The sequence below is a fragment of the Mesorhizobium sp. USDA 4132 genome (genome assembly GCF_056279545.1).
Map to the genome: position 1 here is coordinate 1,094,701 of NZ_JBWCCP010000001.1, position 24,698 is coordinate 1,119,398.

The window sequence follows — 24,698 nt, forward strand, 5'->3', positions numbered from 1 at the left end:
GGATTAATGTATAGCCAGAGAGCTATGAATGAGTCAAGCGGGAACGGAAGGCCTCGAAGCGGTTTCGCTGGACCCGGAGTAGCCGTGTGTGGATTTCTCATGCCCTGGGGGCTATGCATCCTGTGATGCCGTTACCGGTCCGCGACAGGCGGCGGATCCAGGGTCGGACGCTTCAGGCCCGCTTGGTCAGCGGAAAGCGCTCTTTCAGAAGCCGCAGCACGGCATCTGCCGGGGCAGGCGGGCCGAACAGATAGCTCTGGCCGAAATGGCAGCCCATCTTGGCGAGTTCCGCCGCATCCTCGTCGGTCTCCACGCCTTCCGCCACCACCGTCATCTCCAGCGCGCGGGCCATGGCGATCACGGAGCGCAGCAGCACGGCCCGCTTTTCCGTCGCATTGCGGACCAGCGCCTTGTCGAGCTTGATCGTGTCGAACGGGAATTGGGTGAGGTAGGCGAGCGACGAATAGCCGGTGCCGAAATCGTCGAGCGCCAGGCTGAGGCCGGTCTCCTTGAGCTTGCCGAGCACCAGCCGCGCCTGTTCCGGGTTCTCCATCATCAGCGATTCGGTGAGCTCGAGCTTCAATTGGCCCGGATTGACCTGGGTCTTCTGCAGCAGCGCCCGCACGTCGTTATAAAGGTCTGCGTTGAGCAACTGCGCGCTCGACAGGTTGACCGATACGAACACCGGCAGGTCGCCCGTCTGCTGCTGCCAGACCATCAGGTCCGAGGCGGCACGGTCGATGGCGAACAGGCCGAGTGGGCCGATCAGGTCCGACATTTCGGCAATCGGAATGAATTCCGACGGCGGAATGCTGCCGCGCTTGGGATGATCCCAGCGCATCAGTGCCTCGAACCCGGCAATCTCGCCGTCCTTCAGACGGATGATCGGTTGATAGGCAAGAAACAGCTCCTTGCGTTCGATGGCGCGGCGAAGGTCGGTCTCGATCTGCAGCTTGTCGGCGCCGGCGGCACGGAATGCCGGGCGGAAGGGCTCGACGCGGTTGCCGCCGGCGCGTTTCGCCCGGTACATGGCAAGTTCCGCGTCGGCCAGCATGCCGGTAGCACTTTCCTGCTGGTCGACCCAGGAGGAGAGGCCGATCGAGGCGGTGAGGATGATCTCGCGGTTGGCGAAGTTGATCGGCACCATGATCGCCTTGGAAACCGCATCGGCAAAATCCGCCACCTTGGCGGGATCGCGCTCCGAAACCAGGATCAGTCCGAACTGGTCGCCGGCAAGCCGCGCCAGCGTATCCTGCGGCTTCAGCAGGCGGCGCAGGCGCCGGGTCAGCGCGATCAGGATATTGTCGCCGGCCGCAATCCCGAGTGAGTCGTTGACCTGCTTGTAACGGTCGATATCGATCGCCATCACCGTCGGACGCACGGTATCGCCGCCGGGCGCCAGCGTCAGCACCGATTGCAGCCGGTCGAGGAAGACCTGGCGGTTCGGCAGGCCGGTCAGGTTGTCGTGCATCGCATCCTGCAGCAGCCGCTCGACGGAGTTCTTCTGCTCGGTGACGTCGATGATCGTGCCGACGCAGCGGATGATTTCGCCGTTGGAGCCGAGCACCGGCCGGGCGCGGATCTGCAGCCAGTGGAAATGCCCGTCCTCGGCGCGGATGCGGAATTCGTGGTTCAGCCGGCCGCGGCGGTGTTCCAGCAGCACGTCCAGCGTCGCGCGAAAACGGTCGCGGTCATCGGGATGCAGCCGCGGCACCCAGTTGCGCACCGGCCCGTGCATGGCGCCGGAATCGAGCCCGAGGCGGGTCGAGATGTCGGGCGTGGTGACGACCCGGTCGCGGGCCACGTCCCAGTCCCAGACGGTGTCGCCGCTGCCCGTCAGCGCCAGCGATTGCCGTTCGAGGTCGGAGAACAGGCCCTGCTGATAGGCACCGCCGGCAAAGGCATGCTGCATGACGGTGAAGCCGATCAGGAGAACGATGAGGACCAGGCCGCCGCCGAGCGCCGGCTGGATGATGTCGTTGTCGAGCCTGCCGGTCACCGTCAGCCAGCCGCCGAACAGCCAGACGAGGATCAGCGCCCAGGTCGGCACCAGCAGGATCGCCCGGTCGTAGCGGCTGAAGCCGAGATAGATGATCAAAAGGATGCCGACCGTGCCGGTCAGCGCGAACGAAAGGCGGGCAATGCCCGACGCGACTGACGGATCGTAGATCGCGACGCCACCGAGCAGCACCAGGCCGACCACCCAGGCAAGCGTCGCGTAGCCGAGATGCACATGCCAGCGGTTGAGGTTGAGATAGGTGAACAGGAAGATCACAAGCGAGGAGGCGAGCGCCACTTCCGCCGCCGCGCGCCATATGCGCTGGTCGCCCGACGTGACGGTGATCAACTTGTCGAGAAAACCGAAGTCGACGCAGATATAGGCAAGCACCGCCCAGGCAAGTGCCGCCGCCGCCGGCAGCATCGAGGTGCCCTTGACGACGAAAAGAATGGTCAGGAACACCGCCAGAAGGCCGGCAATGCCGAGCACGATGCCGCGATAGAGCGTGAACGAGTTGACCGTGTCCTTGTAGGCATCCGGCTGCCAGAGATAGATCTGCGGCAGCGAGGGCGTCGCCAGTTCCGCAACGAAGGTGATGGTCGAACCGGGGTTCAGCGTGATCCGGAAGACGTCGGCGTCCGGGCTCGGTATCCGGTCGAGCGCAAAACCTTCCGAAGGCGTGATCGAGATGATGCGCTGCGAGCCGAGGTCCGGCCAGAACATTTTCGAATTGGCGAGCCGGAAATGCGGCGCGACGATCACCCGTTCGAGCTGTTCTTCGGAGACGTTGGAAAGTGCGAAAACAGCCCAGTCGCCCTGGTGGCCGGGGGAGCTTGCGCGCACCTCGATGCGGCGGCGGATGCCGTCCGAGCCGGCGGCCGTCGACACCTGGAAGGCTTCGCCCTGGTTGACGTAGATATCCGTGGTTCTCGTGAGGTCGAGCGCCGTGTCGTCTCGCGAAATCTTGACCGGCTCCGCGGCGCGCGCAGCCGGCACCGCCGTCAAAAACATGGCGGCAGCAAGGAGGGCGATGATCGCCGGCATAAATCGGGTCAACGGCGCAAGACGCAAGAACGAGGCGCTCATGGCTTCAGCATCTTCCCGAACTCACCGTCTTCCGGCAGCCGGGAAAACATCAGGTGGTCGCGCCATTCGCCATTGATTTTGAGATACTTGCGCAAAAGACCTTCCTGCTCGAAACCGGCCTTTTCGAGAAGCCGTACACTCTTCCAGTTCTCCGGAATACAGGCTGCCTCGATCCGGTGCAACTGAAGTCCGCCGTAGATATACGGGATAGCCACCTTCAATGCGGCCAACATATGGCCTTGGCCGGAATGTTTCTCGCCCATCCAGTAGCCGACCATGCAGCTCTGCGCCGCACCGCGGCGGATATAGCCGATGGTCAGGCCGCCGAGCAGCACCTGGTCGTCGCGGCGGAAGAGGAGCAGCGGCACGGCAAGGCCAGAGGCATATTCCTGGCCGCTTCTGACGACCCGCAGGCGGAACGATCCTTCGGTCAGTTCGTCCGGCCGCCAGACCGGCTCCCAGGGTTGCAAAAAGGGACGGCTTTCCGAGCGCAGCCGCTGCCACTGCTTGTAGTCGGAATAACGGGGGAGCCGGAGCAGGTGGTTTTCGCCATAAAGCTCTGGTGTGTCCGGCTGTCGCGACAGGAACCGAAACACCGACTTGGTCATGCTAGTGCTGCTCCGGGCAGGGCGGCCGGTTTAACCGGCAGCCTTCTTGGTCTGGATCCCCGGCGTGGCAAGTGCCGTGGTGATGTCGCTCAACGGTGCAAGCTGTTCGATTGGGCCGACCGCCGACAATGTCGGAACTGTATCGAAAAACAGCCGCCCGGCAAGATCGGTGAGCCGCTCCGTCGTGATCCCTTCCAGCCGTTCCATCATTTCCGGGTTCGGGATCGGGCGTCCGTAGAGCATCATCTGGCGAGCGATCTGGCCGGCGCGCGCCGCCGGGCTTTCCTGGCCCATCAGCAACTGGGCGCGGATCTGGGCGCGGGCGCGGTCGATTTCTTGGCTGTGAATGGTTTCCGAAGACTTGCGCAGCTCGTCGATGATGACGGGCACCAGCGTCGGCAGCTCGTTGCCGCCGGTCGCCGCGTGGATGCCGAAGATGCCGGTATCGGAAAAACCCCAGTGGAATGCATAGACCGAGTAGCAGAGGCCGCGGTGTTCGCGCACTTCCTGGAACAGGCGCGACGACATGCCGCCCCCAAGGATGTTGGCGAGGATCTGCGAACAGTAGAAGTCGCGCATGTGATAGGCCTTGCCCTCGAAGCCGAGCAGAACCTGTGCGTCCATCAGGTCGCGCGTTTCGCGCACGTCGCCGCCGATATAACGGGCGGTTTCGAGCACGGGCGGCGAACTCGGGGTCATCGGCAAGCTGGCGAAACGCTCTTCCACCTGCTTGGTGAACGTCGCATGATCGACGGCGCCGGCGGCGACCACGAACATCCGGTCCGTCGTGTAATTGCGCGAAAGATAGTTGCGGATCTGTCCAGGGGTGAACCCCTTGACCGTATCCGGCGTGCCGAGGATCGGCCGGCCGATCGTCTGGCCGCGATAGGCGACCTCGGAAAACTTGTCGAACACCACGTCGTCCGGCGTGTCGTTGGCAGCGCCGATCTCCTGCAGGATGACGTGCTTTTCGCGACGCAGTTCTTCCTCGTCGAAGGCTGATTCCGTCAGGATGTCGGCAAGGATATCGACCGCCAGCGGGACATGGTCCCTGAGCACGCGGGCGTAATAGGAGGTGGTTTCGGTGGATGTCGCGGCGTTGAGCTCGCCGCCGACATTCTCGATTTCCTCGGCGATGTCGCGGGCGCTGCGGCGGGCGGTGCCCTTGAAGGCCATGTGCTCGAGGAGATGGGCGATGCCGTGTTCGTCCTCGGTCTCGTTACGCGATCCGGACTTGATCCAGACACCCAGCGCGACGCTCTCCAGATGCGGCATAGTTTCGGTGACGACCGTCAACCCGGAGGCGAGCCGGGTGATTTCTACATTCATGTTTACGTCTTTCCGGCGCCGCCGATACCTTACTTACTTAGCGCGGGCATGCTCGCCGATGAAAGTTTCGACGGACTTAAGCTCAGGCTCCAAGATATCGAAGCGCTCCTCCCTTTGCATAAGATCAGCAAGCCATGATGGAAGCGCCGGATCAATTCCGCAAGCGGATTTTACCGAGGCCGGGAATTTGGCCGGGTGGGCGGTCGCAAGCGTCACCATCGGGCTCGCCGGCTTTGCGTTCTTTTTTGCGACGAAAACGCCGGTCGCCGTGTGCGGGTCAAGCAGGTAACCGGTCTCGGCAAGCGTCTCGCGGATCGTCGCAGCAACCTGCCGCTCCGTCGCCCGTCCGGCGCGGAATTCGCGGCGGATCGCCTTCAGCGCCTCCGGTTTGATCTCGAAGCTGCCGGATTGCTTGAGGCCAGCCATGGCGGCGCGCACCGAGGCGGCGTCGCGACCATAGGCCTCGAACAGCAGCCGCTCGAAATTGGACGAGATCTGGATGTCCATCGAAGGCGAGGTCGTCGCCTTGACGTCGCGCATCTCGTAGCGACCAGTCTTCAGCGTCCGGGCGAGGATGTCGTTGTCATTGGTGGCGATCACCAGCCGGTCGATCGGCAGGCCCATCTTCTTGGCCACGTAACCGGCGAAGATATCGCCGAAATTGCCGGTCGGCACGGTGAAGGAGATTTTCCGGTCCGGCCCGCCGAGCGAAACGGCGGCGGTGAAATAATAGACCACCTGCGCCATGATCCGCGCCCAGTTGATCGAATTGACGCCCGAAAGCCTGACCCGGTCGCGGAAGGCGACGTCGTTGAACATCTCCTTGACGATGTTCTGGCAGTCGTCGAAATTGCCCTTCAACGCCAGCGCATGCACATTGGCGGCTTTCGACGTGGTCATCTGTCGCTGCTGTACGGCAGAAACCTTGCCATGCGGGAAGAGGATGAAGATGTCGGTGCGCTCGCGGCCAGCGAATGCGTCGATCGCCGCCCCGCCGGTATCGCCCGACGTCGCGCCGACGATCGTCGCCCGCTCGCCGCGCTCGGCGAGCACGTAATCCATCAGCCGGGCGAGCAGCTGCATCGCCACGTCCTTGAAGGCGAGCGTCGTGCCGTGAAAGAGTTCGAGCACGAAATCGTTCGGTCCCGTCTGCACCAGCGGCACGACGGCCGGATGCCGGAACGTGGCATAAGCCTCGTCGATCATGCCTTTCAGCTTTTCGGCGGGGATTTCGTCGCCGACGAAGTGCTTGAGGATCTCGAAGGCGACCTCCTGATAGGTCTTGCCGCGCAGGCCGCGGATCTCTTTTTTGGAAAGCGAAGGCCATTGGCGTGGCACGTAAAGGCCGCCGTCGCGGGCAAGTCCCGCCATCAGCGCATCGCGGAATCCGAGAGGGGCAGCTTCGCCCCGGGTAGAAATGTAGTCCACGACCTTCAATCCCCAATCGATTTTTATTCGCGCCGCTGATATAGACCAGGAAAATGGGCGGTGAAAGACCGGAAAGTGAAGCTCCGGTTCGCTTCGATGTTGCCCGGATATTGGGATGGAAGAGGGTTGAGTACGGTGTTTGCAAAGATTTCGCGTGGTCTTCTGGCGGTGTCGCTCGTAGCGGTTCTCGCAAGCTGCAATTCCTCGGCGCCGACCGAAGGGCTAGCCCCTACCGCTACCGCCGCCCCCGCAGGCCAGGCCGCGACCGCCGTCGTGCAGGCGTTCTGCCCGCCGGTCGTCATGCTGGAACAGACCGCCATTCACCGCGCCTATGCGCGCGGCGGCGAAAACAAGCCGGAAAAACTGCTCTACCAGGCGTCGCTTGCCGACGCGACGCGCCAATGCACCGCCAATGAGACGACGCTGACCATCAACGTCGTCGCGCAAGGGCGCCTCGTGCAGGGCCCGGTCGGCGTTCCCGGCAAGGTCACCCTGCCGATCCTCGTCGAAGTCGTGGACGGCGACAGCGTCATTTATTCGCAGAAGGTGGCTTTCCCGGTCGACATGCCGGCCGGCGGCACCCAGTTCATCTTCAACAAGGCGGACGTACAGATCCCGAACGCGCAAGGCGGCGCCTCGCGTTTCACCCGCGTCCGCCTCGGCTTCGACACCGGCCCGGCAAAGAAGCCGGTCCGCCAGAAATAATCGCGGCCGGAACTAATCTGGAAAGTACCGATCGGGGCGCTCAGAGCGCCCCGGCCCATTCGCCGAGCGCGGCGATGACCGCCGGCAGATCCATCATTCGCGAGATCACCGTTTCGGCACCCGCATCGGTCAGCCGGTCGGCATGGCTCGGATAGGTGTGCGATGCACCGGTAAAGCCGACGACGCGCATGCCGGCGGCCTTGGCGCCATGGACGCCATGGGTGGAATCCTCGATCACCAGGCACTTCTCCGGCGAGACTTTGAACTGCTCGGCGGCGTGCAGGAAGATATCCGGCTTCGGCTTGACCCGATCCGGCCCGAGATCCTTCGCCGAATAGATATGCGGCGCGAAATAAGGCTTCAGGCCGACCTTTTCGAGCATCACGTCGAGCCGATGGGTGCTCGAATTGGAGCAGATGCAGCGTTGCGTCGTCAGCCTTGCCAGCGCGAACTTCACGCCGTCGATGATCTTCACGTCGCGGGCAAGCCGCGCATCGAGCAGCGTCTCGGACTTGTCGAGCAGCGAGGCCGACAGCGGAATATCGGCTTCCTTCTCCACTGTCAGGAGAATGTTCTTCCAGGTCATGCCGGCGAAGCGCTCGCCCATTTCCTCGACGCTGATCGGATAACCCGCTTCGGTCAGCAGCCTGGATTCCACCTGCGCCGCGATGATTTCTGAATCGACGAGCACGCCGTCGCAATCGAAGATGATGAGGTCGAAGCTGCTCATGGGGGAATGCCTTTTATGGGCCTTGCATGGAGGGTGAGGCGGCCTTTTATACGATGGCAGGAAAAACCTCAACCAACCGTCACGCATGGCTGGGACAAGCGGAGCGGGCGGCTCTCGACAAGCGGAAAACGGCGCTCTAAGGAACGCTGATGGGCAAGGAACCGGAAGACACAATCGCCAGCCGCATCAGCCGCGTGCTTGCCGATCGCATCGTGCGCGGCGAACTCGCCCCTGGTGCCCGTCTCCGCCAGGATCACATCGCCGAGGAATTCGAGACCAGCCACGTACCGGTGCGCGAGGCATTCCGCCGGCTGGAGGCGCAGGGCCTGGCGATCAGCGAGCCGCGCCGCGGCGTGCGCGTCGCCTCCTTTGATCTCGCCGAAGTCCGCGAAGTGGCGGAAATGCGCGCCGTGCTGGAAGTGCTGGCGCTCCGCCACGCCGCCCGTCACCTGACCCCTGCCATTTTGGACGCGGCGGAGGAGGCGGCGAGGCAAGGCGATGCCGCCGCCGACGTGCATGCCTGGGAAGAGGCGAACCGCCGCTTCCATCGGCTGATTCTCACCCCCTGCGGCATGAAGCGCCTGCTCGCCTCTATAGACGACCTGCATGCAGCAAGCGCCAGGTTCCTGTTTTCCGCCTGGCAGTCCGGCTGGGAAAAGCGCACCGACCACGACCATCGCGCCATCCTCGCCGCGCTTAGGCAGGGCAAGATCGACGAGGCCGCTGCCATCCTGCAGAAGCACGTGCAATGGATCGGCCGTGGCCCACAACCGGCCAAGACTGGTGCCGCGCGCGAGACTTTCGCCATCGTCGGCTGATCATTTCCAAAAATTATAGATAATTTATTTCCGCGGAAACCGGCTTTATAGGCCTGTTTTTGCCGAGATGTGCCATCGTTTCCTCTGCGCCCGCTGTGTACTCGACACCATGCCCCTTGCCTCCGTCAAAAATTCATCTCATAAAATAGATGGGAATCAAAATTATCTATAATTTGAAGGAGAGCCCGATGTCCCTGATTAATTCCCCCCAGACGCTTGTTTTCGATCCCTTTCGGCTTGTCGAGCGGTCCTTGCCCGCCAAAATCCTGTTCGTGCTTGCGGGCACGCTGGCGCTGGCAATCGCGTCCCGGATCGCCGTGCCGATGGTTCCCGTGCCGATCACCATGCAGACCTTCGCCGTGACCATGATCGGCGCGCTTTACGGCTGGCGGCTCGGCGCCTTGACGGTGCTTGCGTGGCTGGGAGAAGCAGCACTTGGAGCGCCGGTGCTCGCGGGTGGGGCGGGCAGCATTGCCGTGTTCGCAGGGCCGACCGCCGGTTATCTCTTTTCCTTTCCGGTGATTGCGGCCGTTGCCGGCTGGCTTGCCGAACGTGGCTGGAGCGGGCGCCGCATCCTCGCCAGCTTCTCGGCGCATCTGATCGCAAACCTGCTATGCCTTGCGCTCGGCTGGGCCTGGCTCGCGGCACTGATCGGCGCTGAAAAGGCGTTCTGGGCCGGTGTTAGTCCGTTCATCGTCGGCGCTGCGCTGAAATCGGGCCTGGCGGCAGCCGTCCTTGCCGCCGTCGCCTCCCGCAATCGCGCCGCGGCAGAGTGACGGTGAGGCTGCGGCCGCATCATCTTCTCTGCATGCTGACCTTTGTCGGCGAGGGCTACAGCCCGGCCTTCGTCGCCAATTATCGTCGTCTCGCCGGCCGGCTTTCCGCCGGCGAGACGATCGAGATCGTCTCCGGCCCCGACGATATCTGCGCCCCGCTTCTCTCGGATGAAGATGCGCATTGTTTCGGTGCTTCGGTTGCCGGTCGCGATGCGGCGGCGCTGGCGGATATCGCCAATCTGCTTGGGCGGGAGCTTGAGACCGGGGCGGTGATCGCCTCCAATCCGGCGCTGGTCGAGAAACTGCGCCGCGCCTTCTCTGCCGGCGTGACCCGCCGCGCTTGCACGGGCTGTGAATGGAGCAGCCTTTGCGATCGCATCGCGGCAGAAGATTATGCAGGCGCGCTGGTCATGACGTTCAGCCCGCCGGAAACAGCGAAAGAAACTTCCGTTCCCCATCCGGCGTGAACAGCACCGCGCGGCTCTCGTCACTGCGCCGTGCCCAGCCGTTTTCGAGGAAATGGGCAAGCAGCGCCTTGCCGAGCGTTCCGGCCAGATGCGAACGCCGCTCGCTCCAGTCGAGGCAGGATTTGCAGAGCGGCCGGCGATTGGATGTGAGCGATGCCACATCGATGCCGAGCGTGCCGAGTTCCGCGCGACCATCCTCGGTCATCGTCAGGTTGTCGCCATCGCTCTCGATTGCGCCACGGGCGACGAAGCTGTCGAGCATCCTCACCCCGTAATCTCCGGCAAGATGATCGTAGCAGACACGCGCCTTGCGCAGTGCCGGATCTTTCGGTCCCGGCTGGTGGCGCAGGTGGCCCCGGCTTGCCGCAAACCCCATGATGTTTTCGAGCAGCGTGCCGGCGGCGGCATCTGCAAGCGTGAAATAGCGATGCCGGCCCTGCTTGCGCTGGGCGAGGATGCCGCCTTCCTCGAGCTTGGAGAGATGCGAACTCGCCGTCTGCACCGTCACGCCGGCAGCTTGCGCAAGCTCGGTCGCCGTCAGCGCCTGGCCGCCCATCAGGGCGGTCAGCATGTTGGCGCGGGCGGGATCGCCGAACAGCATCCCGATGCGGGCAATGTCTGGACCTTCTTTCATACTTCGACCGTAACCGAAGCATCTTCGTCTGGCAATATGGCAAAACACCTCCACAACAGAAGGAGACGAAGCCATGATCACCTGTTTCATCCGCTACGAGATCGACCCGTTCAAGAAGGATCAGTTCACTGAATATGCCCGCAACTGGGGCCAGGCGATCCCACGCTGCGGCGCCGGCCTGATCGGTTATTTCGGCCCGCACGAGGGCTCGGCAACAACGGCCTACGGCGTCTACAACATCGACAGCCTCGCCGCCTACGAGACCTACCGGTCCCGGCTGATGGCCGATCCGCTTGGCCGGGAGAACTACGCGTTTTCCAAGCGCGAACGTTTCATCCTGAAGGAGGATCGCATCTTCCTCAAGAACGTCTCCATGCCCCACGGAGCTTTGGTAAAGCCATGATCGCCGTCATCTTCGAAGTCATTCCCTATATGGGCGAGCGCCACAAATATCTCGACCTTGCCGGCGAACTGCGGTCCGAACTGGAAACCATCGACGGGTTCATCTCGATCGAGCGGTTCGAAAGTCTCACCCTGCGCGGAAAAATCCTGTCCCTGTCTTTCTGGCGGGACGAGGAGGCGGTCAAGGCATGGCGCAACCTCGAAAGCCACCGCGCCGCCCAGAAAACCGGCCGCGGCGGCATCTTTGCCGACTACCGCCTGCGCATCGGCCATGTCGTCAGGGATTGCGGCATGTTCGAGAGGGACGAAGCGCCGAAGGACAGCCGCGAGGTGCATGCGGCTTAGATGTTTATTCGCTGCGTTTGATGGCGGCGAGCTTGCCGAGCTGCCGGCTTTCTCCAAGATGCATCTTGAGCGACTCGAACCAGTCGCTCGGCAAATGGCCAATCAAACAGCTGTCGTCGGTGTGCGGTCGGCTCGACAGCCATGAAGCGGGACGTAAATCGGGACCCGGCCAGATGAAGACATTCAACTGGTCGGTATAAGCCCAGGACGGCTCCTCCGAGAGGCCGAGATACCTCAGCAGCTTTGTTGGCAGAGGTAATGCGCGTTGGTGAGATTTCGGTTCGCTATGCGAGATGCCGAGGCAATAGACGATCTCTTTGCTTCCATCGCGGACGGCGGACAAGACGATAACCGCAGGGCGCGTTTTCTCACCGTCGTCCCTTGTTCCGGATTGGGAATGCCAGAGATATTCGTAGGCGACAATGCTACCGACTGGCGCCGAAAGAGGGATTTTCAACGCGCCCGATCCGAGGGTTTCCGGGAGACAAGATTGCCTTCGTCGTCGAGGTCGTCGAGATTATAGGGCACGTCCGCCTTGACCTGCGCGGCGCGGATCGCTGCCATTTCCGCATCGCTGAGCTCTCGAGCAAGAAGCACTCTTCTTCTTGTCGGCTGCTCGCCTCGCTTTGCGGATGCCTTTGTGGTGGGCATGATTGCACTCCATCATTGTTCTCCAAAGATACGGCATGTGTCGGAATGATCAAGCCGGCACCATCTTTCCACGCCTCAAAATTTTTCCCGAAACCGCACGCCGCTTCAGGCTTTAGTAACCAAAATGGGTAACCATAACAGGCAGTAAAAATTCGTATCGAGTAGAGCGTAGCGAGTAGCAAATGGCAGCAGTTCTTCCGTTGGCCGACCTGAACCGTCAGGTCCGTCCGGACACTTGGCTAAACTCCATCATCAAGGGTGATTGCGTCGCTGCTCTGGAGGCTCTGCCGGATCATTCCGTCGATGCGATCTTTGCCGATCCTCCGTACAATCTCCAGCTCGGCGGCACGCTGCACCGTCCCGACCAGTCGCTGGTCGATGCCGTCGACGACGAATGGGACCAGTTCGCCTCCTTCGAGATCTACGACGCCTTCACCCGCGCCTGGCTGCTTGCCTGCCGCCGCGTCCTGAAGCCGAACGGCACGATCTGGGTCATCGGCTCCTACCATAACATCTTCCGTGTCGGCGCGATCATGCAGGACCTGAACTTCTGGCTGCTGAACGACATCGTCTGGCGCAAGGTGAACCCGATGCCGAATTTCAAGGGTCGCCGGTTCCAGAACGCCCATGAAACGATGATCTGGGCGAGCCGCGACGCCAAGTCGAAGGGTTATACCTTCAATTACGATGCGCTGAAGGCCTCCAACGACGACGTGCAGATGCGCTCCGACTGGCTCTTCCCGATCTGCTCCGGCGGCGAACGCCTGAAGGGCGACGACGGCAAGAAGGTCCATCCGACCCAAAAGCCGGAAGCGCTGCTTGCCCGTGTGATCATGGCCTCGACCAAGCCGGGCGATGTCATCCTCGATCCCTTCTTCGGGACCGGCACGACCGGCGCCGTCGCAAAACGCCTCGGCCGCAATTTCGTCGGCATCGAGCGCGAGCAGGATTATATCGATGCGGCTTCCGAGCGCATCGCCTCCGTCGAACCGCTCGGCAAGGCGGAACTGACGGTCATGACCGGCAAGAAGGCCGAACCCCGTGTCGCCTTCAACACCCTGGTCGAAAGCGGTCTCGTCAAGCCCGGTCAGGTCCTGACCGATGCGAAGCGCCGCCACAGCGCGATCATCCGCGCCGACGGCACGCTCTCGGCAAATGGCGACGCCGGTTCCATTCATCGCCTCGGCGCGAAAGTGCAGGGCCTTGATGCATGCAACGGATGGACTTTCTGGCATTTCGACGATGGCAAATCCCTCAAGCCCATCGACGAACTGCGATCCGTGATCCGAAACGATATGGCGAAAATGGATTGATCCACCGGTCCCGCCACATCGACCGAATGCCTCGTCCGGTTTCGTACCTCTAGTCCCGGACGAGGATAATTGGCGCCCGGGAAGGCTGATCCCGGGCGCCATTTCTTTTTTGGCGTCGCGCTGACGGTCACTGCCGCCCGGCCAAACTCGACTTTGCGAAATTTCAGGTATTCCCGCCGTCACCTGCGCTTGATATCGTAGGTTGTATCAGGTTGAACGAATTTCCAGGTTAGCGTTTTTTAGAATGTCCATGCCTGTCAATGGCGAGCTGCGCCACCGGATCGAGCGTGCGTTGGCGCGGTTCTCTCCAAGCTGGGAGGGCAGGGATGCCGCGCGCCAGGCCGTGGCGCTGAAGATGCTGATCCTCTGCGAGCTTGCCGGCGGCCGGCTGAGGGTGGTGGGTGCGCTGGGCCTCAACGACAACACCCTCGACAACTACCGGCACGGCAAGACCGAGCCGCGCCACAGCACGCTCAACATGATGGCGGAACTGGCCGACGTGCCGATCGAATATCTCGGCAACGACTGGTGGGTGGAAGAAGGCATCATCCATTTCGCGGCGCCGGAAATCCAGCCGGCCGGATTTTCCGAGCCGAGCCCGGTCTGGGATCTCGCCGATCGTATCGTCATCCCGGCTTATGAAAACGAGGCGACCGGACAGCCCCCGCTCGAACCGCACGACACCACATGGGCGGCCATCCCCCAGGGTTTTTGGGCCAGACTTTCGGTCGAGCCGGAAAACATGCGGGTCGTGCCCGCCAAGGGCGACAGCATGTCGCCGACGATCGTCGACGGAGCCCCGATGTTCGTCGATACCAGCGACCGCAAATTGGAGGACGGTCGGGTCTACCTGTTCGATACCGGCGCGGAACTGATCGCACGGCGGGTGCAGAGGTTCGCCAATGGAAGCGTCGAACTCCTGCCGGACAATCTGGAACGTTATAGCCCGCAGCATGTCCTCAAGGACAGTTTGTCCGATCTGAAGGTCGTCGGCCGCGTCTGCACCGTAAGCCGGGTCCTGTAGATCCGGCCCATGAGACAAAGCCTTAAAGTTCGATGCCGTGGGCGATCAGGTCCTGGCGCAGCGTTTCCGGATCCTTGAAATGCACCGCCTGCCAGCCGGCCGCGCGCGCACCCTCGACATTCGCCTGGCTGTCGTCGATGAAGATCGAGGCTTCCGGCGTCAGACCAAAATCGCGGGCGTGCTTTTCGTAGATCTCCACGTCCGGTTTGATCAGGCCGATCTCGCCAGACACGGTGACGCCCCGCGGTCTGTTGAGAAAGGGGAAGATCTGCCTAGCCTCGGCGAACGTGTCGGCGGCGAAATTGGTCAGCATCGTCACGTCGCGGCCCTTGTCGATCAGGCCTTCCATGATCGCGACCGAGCCGTCATAGGCATGCGGCACCATTTCGTGCCAGCATTTGCGGAAGGCGCGGATCTGTTCCTCGCGCTCCGGATATTGTTCGACCAGCAGCGCCTCGGCATCTTCCCACTTGCGGCCGCGATCCTGTTCCAGGTTCCATTCATGGGTGCAGACGTTCTCAAAAAACCATCTGCGTTCCTCCTCGTCCGGGATGACGCGGGCATAGGGAAGGTTCGGATCGTAATGGATCAGCACCTTGCCGATGTCGAAGACGATGTGGTCGATCTTGGCTGCCATGAACATGTCCTGGGAATATCAGTTCGGAGATTTTTCGAAGGCCAGTGGAATAGCCTGGGTGATGGCTTTTTTCATCACCGTCGGCAAGGCCTGGGCCTCGAGATTTGTGACCGGTTCCCACCATCCGTCGGCGGTGGCGACCCTCTCGGTCTTCGCCCGGAAGACCGAGAGCCTCAGTTCGAAATGGGTGAAGACATGGGTGACGGTGCCGGACGCTTCCCATGCGGCCGGGAAGGGGGCGTGCTCCGTCGTCGTCCCGCCGTCGATGCGCGACGTCCAGGCTGTGGTCGGCACTTCGGTCATGCCGCCGAGGAGGCCGCTGTCGATCCGTCGCCTGAGCAGCACTTCGCCCTCCGGCGTCACCGCGACGAAGACGGCGCCAAGCCGCACCGGCTTTTCCTTTTTTGCCGCCTTGACAGGAAACCGCTCAGGGTCGTGTTCTGCAAAGGCGAGACAATCGTCGCGGAAGGGACAGAGCGCACAGGCCGGCCGTTTCGGGGTGCAGATCGTCGCGCCGAGATCCATCATCGCCTGCGCGAAATCGCCGGGCCGCTCAGTGGGCGTCAGTTCAGCCACCCTTGTCTTCATCGCCGGCTTCGAGCCCGGAAGCGGCGCGTCGATGGCATAGAGCCGCGAAATCACTCGCTCGACATTGCCGTCCATGACGGCGGACTGGCGGTTGAAGGCGATGGCCGAAACGGCGGCTGACGTATAGTCGCCGATGCCGGGAAGCGCTCGCAGGCCTTCCTCCGTGTCGGGAAACACACCACCATGCTCGGCCGCAACCGCTTCGGCGCATTTTTTCAGGTTGCGGGCGCGTGCGTAATAACCAAGCCCCGCCCAGGCTGCCATTACGTCCTCGACCGGTGCGGCCGCAAGGTCCGTCACTTTGGGCCAGAGCGTCAGGAATTTGGCGAAATAGGGTTTCACCGCCTGCACGGTGGTCTGCTGCAACATCACTTCCGAAAGCCAGACGTGGTAGGGATCGGCCTGCCTTCCGGCCTTTGCCGCAGCCGGGCTTACCCGCCATGGAAGCTCGCGGTGATGCCGGTCGTACCAGGTCAGCAGCTTCTGCGCATGGGTGATGTTGATCGTCTGGAGCATCGTTTGCCGTAGTGGGAAGAGATGGCGTATAGTTGTGGGAATAGTGCGCCGGCATCAAGGCCTGCCGGTGCCGCAATGGCGGGCGTCATGAGTTATCCCAAGAAACGCGAGCTGCAGATATCGGAAATCGCCAACGGCATCATCGATCCGGTGCTTGCCCGCCGCGCCGGCATATCGACGGCACTGCTCGGCTCCTGGGACGAGATCGCCGGCGAGGACTTTGCCGATTGCACGCGGCCGGAAAAGATCGCCTGGCCGCGACGCGACGAGGGCACCGGTTCGGGCGGCGGTCATCAGGCTGGTGTTCTGACGATTGCCTGCGAAGGGGCGCGCGCTCTTTTCCTCACCCATGCCCAGGGTGAACTGATCGCCCGCATCAACGGCTTTTTCGGTTTTCCGGCTGTGCGCCAGATCCGCATCGTCCAGAAACCGGTGTCCCAGACCTTCAAGCATCCCCGCAAGCCGCCGCCGTTGAAGGGCGAGGCCGCCAGGCGGCTGGAAACCATGATGGAAGGGATCGAAAGCGAGGCGCTGAAGAAGGCGGTAGCAAGGCTTGGCACCGCCGTTCTGCAGCAGAAACGCAAAGTCTGAGAGATAAACCTGCCGATCCTCTTGATAGACCTCCGATTTGTCACAATTCTTTGAAGAGATTTGCTTATCGACAGCTTGTTCGCGCTGGGGCGCCGCGATACGGAATGTCACCTTTATTGAAGATTTCTCGCACACGGGTGTTCCATGCAGATGAACGAAATGACCATGACCAGGCGCACGCTTCTCGGCGGAGTGGCTGTAACCGCCCTTTGCCTGGCGCTGCCGCTCGGCGCTTCCGAAGCCTTTGCGCAGGAAATGCCGGAATCCCAGGGCGACGTGGACATGGCCGCTGCACTGAAGCCGGGCCCGCTGCCGGAAATGGCGCTGGGCGACGAAAAGGCCAAGGTCACGATCATCGAATACATGTCGATGACCTGCCCGCATTGCGCCAACTTCCACAACAAGACCTTCGACACGATCAAGACCAAGTATATCGACAGCGGCAAGGCGCGCTTCATCATCCGCGAATTCCCGTTCGATCCGGTTGCGACCGCCGCTTTCATGCTCGCCCGCTGCAGCCCGCAGAACGCCGCCGAGCTTTCGACGCCTGCCCAGTATTTCCCGATGGTCTCGATGCTCTTCAAGCAGCAGCGCGGCTGGGCGTCGCCGGCGGACGGAAATGTGCGCAATGCGCTGCTCCAGACGGTCAAACTGGCAGGTTACTCACAGCAGACTTTCGAGGCCTGCTTGACGAACCAGAAGCTTCTCGATGAAGTGAATGCTGTCGTGAAGAGGGCTGCGGACGAATTTGGCGTCAATTCCACGCCGACCTTCCTGATCAACGGCAAGAAGTATTCGGGAGATATGTCGGTTGAATCCATGTCCAAGCTCATCGACAGCCTATCGTGAGCACACCTTCCCCGACGGGAAGGTGAGGGGCGCGGCATGAAGTTCAACAAGCTGCGCGTTCTCGGATTCAAGTCTTTCGTCGAACCGACGGAATTTATCATCGAGCGCGGGCTGACCGGCGTGGTCGGCCCGAACGGCTGCGGCAAGTCGAACCTTGTCGAGGCGTTGCGCTGGGTGATGGGGGAAAACTCCTACAAGAACATGCGCGCGTCCGGCATGGACGACGTGATCTTCTCGGGCTCCGGCAACCGGCCGGCCCGCAATACGGCCGAAGTTGGCCTCTATCTCGACAATTCAGACCGTACGGCGCCTGCTGCCTTCAACGATTCCGACGAGATCCAGGTGACCCGCCGCATCGAGCGCGAATCCGGATCCGTCTACCGCATCAACGGCAAGGAAGCCCGCGCCAAGGACGTGCAGCTGCTGTTTGCCGATGCCTCGACCGGCGCCCGCTCGCCGTCCATGGTCGGGCAGGGCCGCATAGGCGAACTGATCCAGGCCAAACCCCAGGCACGCCGCCAGCTCCTCGAAGAGGCCGCCGGCATTTCCGGCCTGCATTCGCGCCGCCACGAGGCGGAACTGCGGCTGCGGGCCGCCGAAGGGAATCTCGAACGACTGGACGACGTGCTCTCGCAGATCGAAAGCCAGATCGAGAGCCTCAAGCGTCAGGCCCGCCAGGCTAACCGTTTCAAGACCCTGTCGGCCGATATCCGTGCCCGCGAGGCGATGCTGCTGCATATCCGCTGGGTTCAGGCCAGGGAGGCGGAAGGCGAGGCGGAAAGCGCGCTCAACCAGGTGACCAGCGTCGTTGCCGAAAAGGCTCAAAGTCAGATGGAGGCCGCCAAGAACCAGGCGATCGCCAGCCTCAAGCTGCCGGAACTGCGCGAGGAGGAAGCGAAGGCAGGTGCAGCCTTGCAGCGCCTGCAGATCGCCCGCGGCCAGCTGGAGGAAGAGGCGAACCGCCTCCTGAAGCGCCGCGACGAACTGACCCGCCGGCTTGTTCAGCTCAGCGAGGATATCAGCCGCGAGGAGCGGCTTGCCGCCGACAACACCTCCTTCCTCGAAAAGCTTAGCGAGGAAGAGGCCGAGCTCAACGACATGCTCGCCGATACCGGCGCCGAAGCCGAAGAGATGCGCGAGACCTTCGAGGCTGCAGCCGCGTCGCTTGCGGCAAGCGAAGCGCTGTTTTCGGCGATCACCGCCGAGCGCGCCGAGGCCGCCGCCGGTCGTAACCAGCTCGAACGGCTGATCCGCGATCTGACCGAACGCCGCCAGCGCCTCGACCGGCAGCTTGGCGATGCGACGAACGAACTCGATGCCATCAACGAGCGTCTCTCCGGCCTCGACGACCCGGCCGAAAGGCGCGAGGCGGTCGAAGCGGCGGAAATCGCCGTCGAGGATGCGACGATCGCTGCCGAGGATGTGGAAGCTGCACTTTCTGCCGCGCGCTCGGCCGAGTTGATGGCCCGCGGCCCGGTGGAAGCGGCCCGCTCGGCGCTCAACGCGCTGGAGACCGAGGCCCGCACCATTTCGAAAATGCTGGCGGCAGGCGCCACGGCGGGGGATTTCGTCGCGGTTGCCGACATGATCCGCGTCGACCGCGGTTTCGAGGCAGCCCTCGGTGCCGCACTGGGGGAAGATCTCGACAGCCCGGTCGATGCCGCGGCTCCGACCTATTGGTCGGTGAATGGCGACGGGTCCGGTGATCCCGGCCTGCCCCAGGGTGCCCAGCCGCTGATCGCCCATGTTACCGCGCCGCCGGAGCTGTCCCGCAGCCTTGGCCAGATCGGCGTCGTCGCGGCCGCGGACGCCCAGCGGATGATGCGCCTGCTGCGGCCCGGCCAGCGGCTGGTGACCCGCGAAGGCGCCGTCTATCGTTGGGACGGCCACGTTACCGGTTCCGAAGCTCCGGGTGCCGCCGCCTTGCGGCTCTCCCAGAAGAACCGTCTCTCGGAACTGGAAGCCGAGATCGACGAAGCGCGGATCGTGCTCTCCGAAACCGAAGTGGCGCTCGCTGTCGCCGCCTCGGAAATCTCCGCTGCGGAACGGCGCCTTACGGATGCCCGCGACCGCGCCCGCATCGCCGCCCGCCAGCTGTCCGAAGCCCGCGATGCGCTGGCCGCTGCAGAACGCGCCGCCGGCGACCTGATGCGTCGCCGCGACGTGGCAGGCGAGGCGGTCAGCCAGGTAACTGCCCAGATCGAGGATCTCGGCATCCAGGAAGAAAACGCCCGCATCGAACTCGAGGATGCGCCCGATATTTCCGATCTCGATAACCGGCTGCGTGATCAGCAGGCGGTTGTCGCGATCGATCGCGGCCTGCTCGCCGAAGCGCGCGCCCGTTACGAGGGCTTGAGCCGCGAGACCGAGGCCCGCAAGCGTCGCCTTGCCGCGATAGCCCAGGAGCGCGCCTCCTGGACCGCCCGGGCGGCAAGCGCCGCCGACCATATCGAGAGCCTCAGAGAACGTGAGGAAGAGGCCCGCGAAGAGATCGCCGATCTCGAAGCCGCGCCCGAGGAATTCGACGACAAACGCCGTGCGCTGCTGACCGAACTCCAGAAGGCGGAGGAGGCCCGCCGCGCTGCCGCCGACCGGCTGGCCGAGGCGGAAACCTATCAGCGCGAAACCGACCGGATCGCGGTCGTTGCCTTGTCCGAACTCGCCGAATCGCGGGAGAAGCGCGGCCGTGCCGAGGAGCGCCTGGTCTCGGCGGCGGAAAAACGTCACGAGAGCGAGGTGCGGATCCGCGAAACGCTCAACGTCCCGCCGCACGAGGTCCTGCGGCTGGCGGGCCTGAAGCCCGACGGGGCGCTTCCCGACGTCCGCGAGATCGAGCGCGAGGTCGATCGCCTGCGCATGGAGCGGGAACGGCTTGGGGCCGTCAACCTGCGCGCCGACGAAGAGCAGAAGGAGCTTTCCGACAAGCTCGACAACCTGATGCGCGAGCGCGCCGATGTGATCGACGCCATTCGCAAGCTGCGCGGCGCGATCCAGAGCCTCAACCGCGAAGGCCGCGAACGGCTACTCGCCGCCTTCGACGTGGTCAACGAGCAGTTCCAGCGGCTTTTCACTCATCTCTTCGGCGGCGGCACGGCGGAACTGCAGTTGATCGAATCGGACGATCCGCTCGAGGCGGGCCTTGAAATCCTCGCTCGCCCGCCCGGCAAAAAGCCGCAGACCATGACGCTCCTGTCTGGCGGCGAGCAGGCGCTGACAGCGATGGCGCTGATCTTCGCCGTCTTCCTCACCAATCCGGCCCCCATCTGCGTGCTGGACGAGGTGGATGCGCCGCTGGACGACCACAATGTGGAACGCTATTGCAATCTGATGGACGAGATGGCGGCCTCCACCGAAACTCGCTTCATCATCATTACCCACAATCCCATCACCATGGCCCGCATGAACCGTCTTTTCGGCGTGACAATGGCTGAACAGGGCGTTTCCCAGCTCGTTTCCGTCGATCTGCAGACCGCGGAACTGCTGCGCGAGGCGAGCTGAGCGGGTCCGGTTGAGGCGGGTTGATCGTTCCGTCGCACATGATTTTTGCCATTCATTGACGAGGATCAATTTTCAACTTTATGTCTCCGGTATAAATTTACCTGCATCTACGTAGAATCACCCATATGGGGGATGTAATTTTCGGATTATTGTTGTTTTGTTGACTGTGGAATTGGAACGCGCCTGAGCGTCCATACGCTTCGCAGTCCGACTTGAAAGTTTCCCACCCCCCGTCCGGGTTTCCTGTCCCGGGCGGAAAGCTTTGCGGGGCCGCCTGTGATCCGGCCCCGCAAAGCTTTGTTTTTAAAGCCCTCCCAAGCTTATTTTGAAACCGCATGTGACCGCTTTTGTTGCGGCGCAACATAATCCTGCCCATATCCGTTTCCAAACCGTCATAAAACTTGTAGTTATGCGTAAAAGACTGCGACGGGTGGAGAGCAGCAATGTCGAAATGGGTCTATCGCTTCGGCGGCGGCGAGGCGGAGGGCCGCGCCGCGGATGTCGAGCGGCTGGGCGGCAAGGGCGCCAATCTCGCCGAGATGGCAAGCCTTGGCCTGCCCGTTCCTCCGGGACTGACCATTGTCGCCGATGCCTGCGTTTTCTATTTCAACAACAACAGAACCATTCCCGATGACCTGAAGACGCAGGTCCTCGAAGGGATAACCGTCATCGAAGGCCAGACCGGACGCGTCTTCGGCGGCAAGGTCAAGCCTCTGCTGCTGTCGGTGCGCTCCGGCGCCCGCGCCTCGATGCCGGGCATGATGGACACCGTCCTCAACCTCGGCCTCAACGACGAGACCGTGCAGGCGCTCGGGCACGATGCCGGCGATGCGCGCTTTGCCTGGGACAGTTACCGCCGCTTCATCCAGATGTATGCGGATGTGGTCATGGGCCTCGACCACGAGATCTTCGAAGAGATCCTGGAAGACGAAAAAGCCCGCCTCGGCCACGACTACGACACCGATCTTTCGGCGGTCGAGTGGCAGCATATCGTCAGCCTCTACAAGAGGATGATCGAGGACGAGCTGGACACCAGCTTTCCGCAGGATCCGCATGTGCAGCTCTGGGGCGCCATCCGCGCCGTCTTTTCGAGCTGGATGAACCCGCGCGCCGTGACCTACCGCATGCTTCACCGCATTCCGGAGGAATGGGGCACGGCGGTCAACGTCCAGACCATGGTGTTCGGCAATCTCGGCTCGTCGTCTGCGACCGGCGTCGCCTTCACCCGCAACCCCTCGACCGGCGAACGGGAGCTCTACGGCGAATTTCTGGTCAATGCCCAAGGCGAGGATGTCGTCGCCGGCATCCGCACGCCGCAATCGATCACCGAAGAGGGGCGTATCGCCTCCGGCTCGGAAAAGCCGTCGATGGAAAAGCTGATGCCGGAGGCGTTTGCCGCATTCAAGGCGATTTGCGACCGGCTGGAAATCCATTACCGCGACATGCAAGACCTCGAATTCACCATCGAGCGCGGCAAGCTGTGGATGTTGCAGACACGTTCCGGCAAGCGCACCACCCGCGCGGCGATGAAGATCGCCGTCGACATGGTGGAGGAGGGCGTCATCACCGAGGAAGAGGCCGTCTGCCGCATCGAGCCGCCCTCGCTCGACCAGCTTCTCCACCCGACCATCGATCCGCGCGTCGAGCGCCACGTGGTCGGGTCCGGCCTGCCGGCTTCCCCCGGCGCTGCGACCGGCGAGATCGTCTTTACCGCCGAGGAGGCGGTCGAGGCGGAGCACGAAGGCCGCAAGGTCATCCTGGTGCGCATCGAAACGAGCCCGGAAGACATCCACGGCATGCACGCCGCCGAAGGCATTTTGACCACCCGCGGCGGCATGACCAGCCATGCGGCAGTCGTCGCCCGCGGCATGGGTATTCCCTGCGTCGTCGGTGCCGGCTCGATGCGCGTCGACATGCGCAACGAACTCCTGATCGGAAGCGGCGGGATGACGCTGAAGCGCGGCGACACGGTGACGATAGACGGTTCGTCCGGCCAGGTGCTGAAGGGTGCGGTGCCGATGATCCAGCCGGCGCTGTCGGGCGATTTCGGCAAGCTTATGGCCTGGGCCGACAAGACCCGCCGCATGACCGTGCGCACCAATGCCGACACCCCACAGGACGCCCGCGCCGCCCGTTCCTTCGGGGCCGAAGGCATTGGCCTCTGCCGCACCGAGCACATGTTCTTCGAAGGCGACCGCATCCACGTCATGCGCGAGATGATCCTCGCTGAGGACGAGAAGGGCCGTCGCGAGGCGCTCGGAAAACTCCTGCCGATGCAACGCTCGGATTTCATCGAGCTCTTCTCGATCATGCACGGCCTGCCGGTGACGATCCGCCTGCTCGATCCGCCGCTGCACGAATTCCTGCCGAAGACGGAAGCAGAGATCGCCGAGGTCGCCAAGGCGATGGCGATGCCGCCCGCTTTCCTCGCCCGCCGCATCGACGCCATCCACGAATTCAACCCGATGCTCGGCCATCGCGGTTGCCGGCTGGCGATCTCCTATCCTGAAATTGCCGAAATGCAGGCGCGCGCCATTTTCGAGGCGGCGGTCGAGGCCGGAAAACTCACAGGCGAACCGGTCGAGCTGGAAATCATGGTGCCGCTCGTCAGCCTGCGCAAGGAACTGGATTACGTGAAGGGCGTCATCGACCGCGTCGCCGAGGATGTCGCTAAGGAGACCGGCGTGCCGATCGCTTATCTCGCCGGCACGATGATCGAGCTGCCGCGCGCCGCCATCCGCGCTCATGTCATCGCCGAGACGGCCGAATTCTTCTCCTTCGGCACCAACGACCTGACCCAGACGACCTTCGGCATGTCGCGCGACGATGCGGCGGCCTTCATCCCCACCTATCAGAGGAAGGGTATCATCGAGCACGACCCGTTCATCTCGCTCGATTTCGACGGCGTCGGCGAACTCATCCAGATGGCCGCCGAGCGCGGCCGCCGGACCCGCAACGACCTGAAGCTCGGTATCTGCGGCGAACACGGCGGCGATCCCGCCTCGATCCGCTTCTGCGAGAATGCCGATCTCGACTACGTCTCCTGCTCGCCCTTCCGCGTACCGATCGCCCGCCTTGCGGCAGCCCAGGCGGCGATCGAAAGGAGGAGGGGATGAGTGCCCGTACCTATTTCAGATGGTCCGGCCATTTTCGGGACGTGTGAAATATGGCCAGTATCTCCGCCCGTTCGCGAAGACGATAAAACGCGATATAAGGGGTGCTGGCAATGGTGAGGCGCCGTGTATCTCCATCCGAAGTCAGTCGGCCGACTTTCGGGCCACGCCAGCATGGAAACAGCTTCCACGATGCGGCGAACCACGTTTTCGGCAGCCTGTGGATTGTCGAGTGCGATATAAGAGCCGATCTCATCGAGATCTTGCAGCGCCTCGTCCAGCCAGACGAGTTCATCCATTGGGGATGAATTTGCGGATCACCGCGCGCACCGTCTCGGCGGAAGCAAATCGTCCCTCATCAGCCGACTTTTTTCGCTCTGCCAGTTTTTTGACCTGCCACGCGTGCAGGTCGTCGGCTGCCTCCGTCGGCGCCGGCGAAATAGCATCTTCAATCGAGATTGGCTTCTGCGGTTCGCTCATGGAAGGATCATGGCAGATCGAACCGGCTTTTAAAAGCCGATTGGGGATGTTTATGTCATGCCGGCCGTCGCCGAAAAAACAAATAGGCGTTCGGAAATGCAGCCGAGGAGA

Annotated in this window: 24 protein-coding genes; 12 read left to right on the forward strand and 12 right to left on the reverse strand. The window is 62.8% G+C overall.

Features of this window, described 5'->3' with window-relative positions; genetic code table 11:
• Positions 1-172: 172 nt before the first annotated feature.
• Genes ACZ9IU_RS05595 through thrC form a run of 4 tightly spaced genes read right to left on the reverse strand, consistent with a single transcriptional unit; the run spans position 173 to position 6,459 of the window.
• On the reverse strand, positions 173-3,085 hold the full coding sequence (locus ACZ9IU_RS05595) for an EAL domain-containing protein (protein WP_038540697.1): 2,913 nt from the start codon (positions 3,083-3,085) through the stop codon (positions 173-175).
• A complete protein-coding gene (locus ACZ9IU_RS05600; protein WP_038540698.1) occupies positions 3,082-3,693 on the reverse strand; it encodes a GNAT family N-acetyltransferase in 612 nt (203 codons plus the stop codon). Before ACZ9IU_RS05600 ends, ACZ9IU_RS05595 begins: the two co-directional genes overlap by 4 nt.
• Before the next feature lie 30 nt (positions 3,694-3,723).
• Entirely contained in the window at positions 3,724-5,022 is a 1,299-nt protein-coding gene (locus tag ACZ9IU_RS05605) for a M16 family metallopeptidase (RefSeq protein ID WP_038540701.1), read from the reverse strand.
• Between the two features lie 33 nt (positions 5,023-5,055).
• Positions 5,056-6,459 carry a threonine synthase gene (gene thrC / locus ACZ9IU_RS05610; RefSeq protein ID WP_173426741.1) on the reverse strand — a complete coding sequence of 468 codons (1,404 nt, stop codon included), beginning with the start codon at positions 6,457-6,459 and terminating at the stop codon, positions 5,056-5,058.
• A 126-nt stretch (positions 6,460-6,585) separates the two neighbouring features.
• Here thrC and ACZ9IU_RS05615 point away from each other — a divergent pair, with 126 nt between their 5' ends.
• Positions 6,586-7,155 carry a PilZ domain-containing protein gene (locus ACZ9IU_RS05615; RefSeq protein ID WP_080719123.1) on the forward strand — a complete coding sequence of 190 codons (570 nt, stop codon included), beginning with the start codon at positions 6,586-6,588 and terminating at the stop codon, positions 7,153-7,155.
• A gap of 40 nt (positions 7,156-7,195) precedes the next feature.
• On the opposite strand, the gene ACZ9IU_RS05620 is transcribed toward ACZ9IU_RS05615, so the two are convergent.
• Entirely contained in the window at positions 7,196-7,885 is a 690-nt protein-coding gene (locus ACZ9IU_RS05620; RefSeq protein ID WP_038540704.1) for an HAD family hydrolase, read from the reverse strand.
• Positions 7,886-8,034: 149 nt separating this feature from the next.
• On the opposite strand from ACZ9IU_RS05620, the gene ACZ9IU_RS05625 reads away from it, so the two are divergent.
• The 3 genes from ACZ9IU_RS05625 (at position 8,035) to ACZ9IU_RS05635 (ending at position 9,946) form a co-directional block, all read left to right on the forward strand.
• Positions 8,035-8,703 carry a GntR family transcriptional regulator gene (locus ACZ9IU_RS05625; RefSeq protein ID WP_038540709.1) on the forward strand — a complete coding sequence of 223 codons (669 nt, stop codon included), beginning with the start codon at positions 8,035-8,037 and terminating at the stop codon, positions 8,701-8,703.
• Positions 8,704-8,891: 188 nt separating this feature from the next.
• Positions 8,892-9,479 carry a biotin transporter BioY gene (locus tag ACZ9IU_RS05630; protein ID WP_038540712.1) on the forward strand — a complete coding sequence of 196 codons (588 nt, stop codon included), beginning with the start codon at positions 8,892-8,894 and terminating at the stop codon, positions 9,477-9,479.
• On the forward strand, positions 9,476-9,946 hold the full coding sequence (locus ACZ9IU_RS05635) for a DUF1284 domain-containing protein (protein WP_051899660.1): 471 nt from the start codon (positions 9,476-9,478) through the stop codon (positions 9,944-9,946). The genes ACZ9IU_RS05630 and ACZ9IU_RS05635 overlap by 4 nt, the downstream gene beginning before the upstream one ends.
• Here ACZ9IU_RS05635 and ACZ9IU_RS05640 read toward each other — a convergent pair.
• The gene (locus ACZ9IU_RS05640; protein ID WP_038540715.1) at positions 9,897-10,580 is read right to left on the reverse strand and encodes an ArsR/SmtB family transcription factor; all 684 of its coding nucleotides are present in this window, start codon (positions 10,578-10,580) and stop codon (positions 9,897-9,899) included. The genes ACZ9IU_RS05635 and ACZ9IU_RS05640 overlap by 50 nt on opposite strands.
• 73 nt (positions 10,581-10,653) lie before the next feature.
• Between ACZ9IU_RS05640 and ACZ9IU_RS05645 the strand changes: the two genes are divergently transcribed.
• Entirely contained in the window at positions 10,654-10,983 is a 330-nt protein-coding gene (locus ACZ9IU_RS05645) for an NIPSNAP family protein (protein ID WP_038540718.1), read from the forward strand.
• Positions 10,980-11,327 carry an antibiotic biosynthesis monooxygenase family protein gene (locus ACZ9IU_RS05650; RefSeq protein WP_038540722.1) on the forward strand — a complete coding sequence of 116 codons (348 nt, stop codon included), beginning with the start codon at positions 10,980-10,982 and terminating at the stop codon, positions 11,325-11,327. The genes ACZ9IU_RS05645 and ACZ9IU_RS05650 overlap by 4 nt, the downstream gene beginning before the upstream one ends.
• A gap of 4 nt (positions 11,328-11,331) precedes the next feature.
• On the opposite strand, the gene ACZ9IU_RS05655 is transcribed toward ACZ9IU_RS05650, so the two are convergent.
• Both ACZ9IU_RS05655 and ACZ9IU_RS05660 read right to left on the reverse strand, forming a co-directional pair.
• Complete coding sequence (locus ACZ9IU_RS05655; RefSeq protein ID WP_051899661.1) at positions 11,332-11,784, reverse strand: hypothetical protein; 453 nt, start codon at positions 11,782-11,784, stop codon at positions 11,332-11,334.
• Positions 11,781-11,978 (reverse strand): hypothetical protein, encoded by a 198-nt coding sequence (locus tag ACZ9IU_RS05660; RefSeq protein WP_157885078.1) that lies wholly within the window; start codon positions 11,976-11,978, stop codon positions 11,781-11,783. Before ACZ9IU_RS05660 ends, ACZ9IU_RS05655 begins: the two co-directional genes overlap by 4 nt.
• A 182-nt stretch (positions 11,979-12,160) precedes the next feature.
• Between ACZ9IU_RS05660 and ACZ9IU_RS05665 the strand changes: the two genes are divergently transcribed.
• Together ACZ9IU_RS05665 and ACZ9IU_RS05670 are read left to right on the forward strand one after the other, a co-directional pair.
• A complete protein-coding gene (locus ACZ9IU_RS05665; RefSeq protein WP_038540725.1) occupies positions 12,161-13,291 on the forward strand; it encodes a site-specific DNA-methyltransferase in 1,131 nt (376 codons plus the stop codon).
• A gap of 250 nt (positions 13,292-13,541) precedes the next feature.
• Positions 13,542-14,315, forward strand: coding sequence for a S24 family peptidase (locus ACZ9IU_RS05670; protein WP_498956848.1), 774 nt, complete (start codon positions 13,542-13,544; stop codon positions 14,313-14,315).
• A 22-nt stretch (positions 14,316-14,337) separates the two neighbouring features.
• On the opposite strand, the gene ACZ9IU_RS05675 is transcribed toward ACZ9IU_RS05670, so the two are convergent.
• Both ACZ9IU_RS05675 and mutY read right to left on the reverse strand, forming a co-directional pair.
• Entirely contained in the window at positions 14,338-14,952 is a 615-nt protein-coding gene (locus ACZ9IU_RS05675; RefSeq protein WP_038548866.1) for an HAD family hydrolase, read from the reverse strand.
• An 18-nt stretch (positions 14,953-14,970) separates the two neighbouring features.
• The gene (gene mutY / locus ACZ9IU_RS05680; RefSeq protein WP_038540728.1) at positions 14,971-16,056 is read right to left on the reverse strand and encodes an A/G-specific adenine glycosylase; all 1,086 of its coding nucleotides are present in this window, start codon (positions 16,054-16,056) and stop codon (positions 14,971-14,973) included.
• A gap of 87 nt (positions 16,057-16,143) precedes the next feature.
• Here mutY and ACZ9IU_RS05685 point away from each other — a divergent pair, with 87 nt between their 5' ends.
• From ACZ9IU_RS05685 to ppdK, 4 genes are all read left to right on the forward strand, one after another.
• Entirely contained in the window at positions 16,144-16,647 is a 504-nt protein-coding gene (locus ACZ9IU_RS05685; protein WP_038548869.1) for a DUF721 domain-containing protein, read from the forward strand.
• A gap of 144 nt (positions 16,648-16,791) precedes the next feature.
• Complete coding sequence (locus tag ACZ9IU_RS05690; protein ID WP_038540731.1) at positions 16,792-17,496, forward strand: DsbA family protein; 705 nt, start codon at positions 16,792-16,794, stop codon at positions 17,494-17,496.
• Between the two features lie 36 nt (positions 17,497-17,532).
• Positions 17,533-20,994 carry a chromosome segregation SMC family protein gene (locus tag ACZ9IU_RS05695; protein ID WP_038540735.1) on the forward strand — a complete coding sequence of 1,154 codons (3,462 nt, stop codon included), beginning with the start codon at positions 17,533-17,535 and terminating at the stop codon, positions 20,992-20,994.
• A 443-nt stretch (positions 20,995-21,437) separates the two neighbouring features.
• On the forward strand, positions 21,438-24,110 hold the full coding sequence (gene ppdK / locus ACZ9IU_RS05700) for a pyruvate, phosphate dikinase (protein WP_038540737.1): 2,673 nt from the start codon (positions 21,438-21,440) through the stop codon (positions 24,108-24,110).
• Here the strand turns inward: ppdK and ACZ9IU_RS05705 are convergent.
• A complete protein-coding gene (locus tag ACZ9IU_RS05705; protein ID WP_244447477.1) occupies positions 24,029-24,406 on the reverse strand; it encodes a type II toxin-antitoxin system RelE/ParE family toxin in 378 nt (125 codons plus the stop codon). The genes ppdK and ACZ9IU_RS05705 overlap by 82 nt on opposite strands.
• Positions 24,399-24,587 (reverse strand): hypothetical protein, encoded by a 189-nt coding sequence (locus tag ACZ9IU_RS05710; protein ID WP_038540740.1) that lies wholly within the window; start codon positions 24,585-24,587, stop codon positions 24,399-24,401. Before ACZ9IU_RS05710 ends, ACZ9IU_RS05705 begins: the two co-directional genes overlap by 8 nt.
• Positions 24,588-24,698 lie beyond the last annotated feature (111 nt).